1 protein-coding gene is annotated in these 1,095 nt (G+C 37.6%); it reads left to right on the forward strand.

Translation table 11 applies throughout. The features are described 5' to 3' along the window. The first annotated feature begins 34 nt into the window (after window positions 1-34). Window positions 35-880 (forward strand): type IV secretion system protein, encoded by an 846-nt coding sequence (locus PVV66_RS09630; RefSeq protein WP_273719617.1) that lies wholly within the window; start codon window positions 35-37, stop codon window positions 878-880. Window positions 881-1,095 lie beyond the last annotated feature (215 nt).

Below are 1,095 nucleotides of genomic sequence, written 5' to 3' on the forward strand. Positions count from 1 at the left end.
ATAAAAAATTGAAAATTTGTTAAAGAGGAATGCCATGAACTTTACTGTGTTCACGCAACTTTTCAATAAAATTGATCAGATAACACAAACATATGTCACGGATATTTCCTCAAAAGCAATTGTTACAATCACACCCTTTGTATCAATCGGCCTCACAATCGCTTTCATCATCTATGGATGGCTCATCATCCGTGGCGCTATAGATATGCCTCTCTCCGGGTTCGTAAATCGCTTCCTGCGAATAAGTCTTATTACTTCAATAGCCCTTACCGCAGGACTTTATCAGAGTCAAATTGCAAATTTGATAACTCAAATGCCCTATGATTTATCAAAAGCGCTCATAACAAATCCGCTCGATGATAGACAATTAATGGGCTTACTTGACAATACAGCAAGCAAAGGATTTCAATATGCAGGTCATCTTTTCGAACAAACCATCTTCTTCGAGGCAAATGGACTGCTTTACAGTCTCTTAGGCATCCTCATCTTGCTGACAACAAGCCTCGTCGTAGCAATCGGAGGGGGGCTCGTTCTATTAACAAAAATCGCCCTCGTACTTCTCGTGGGACTTGGTCCATTCTTCATCATTGCTTTGCTCTGGCAACCAACCCAGCGCCTTTTCCAGCAATGGTTAATCCAAGTCGTGAATTATATAATCCTCTTTCTACTCTTAGCCACTGTCTTTAATCTGATGATGAATATCTTGGCAAACTATTTGGGCGATATGAAACTCGATTACAACCAGAATATAAGCTCCATGTTTGGGGGAGCCCTCATCTTGTCCATTATATCCATCATGCTGTTGCTCAAACTATCAGGCATGGCCAATTCTCTCGCTAAAGGTATTACGTTTGGACATCTATGGAAAAATAGAAACTAGAGAATATAGAAAGAAATGATCCCCCTAACAGACACCCTTAATATCCATAGGACAAAATAGCTAAGATAGCCAATCCTACAGTGAAAAATATTTGCACTGAAATCGAGCTATTTTTTATCAATATAAAAAATGAAATTAAGAAAAGATAAACTATCGCAAACTATGCACTTTACTTTATCATTAAAATTATAATAATGATAAAAAATATTGACTTT

Origin of the sequence: Bartonella sp. AU16XJBT (assembly GCF_028618665.1) — a bacterium.
Taxonomy (GTDB): Bacteria; Pseudomonadota; Alphaproteobacteria; order Rhizobiales; family Rhizobiaceae; genus Bartonella.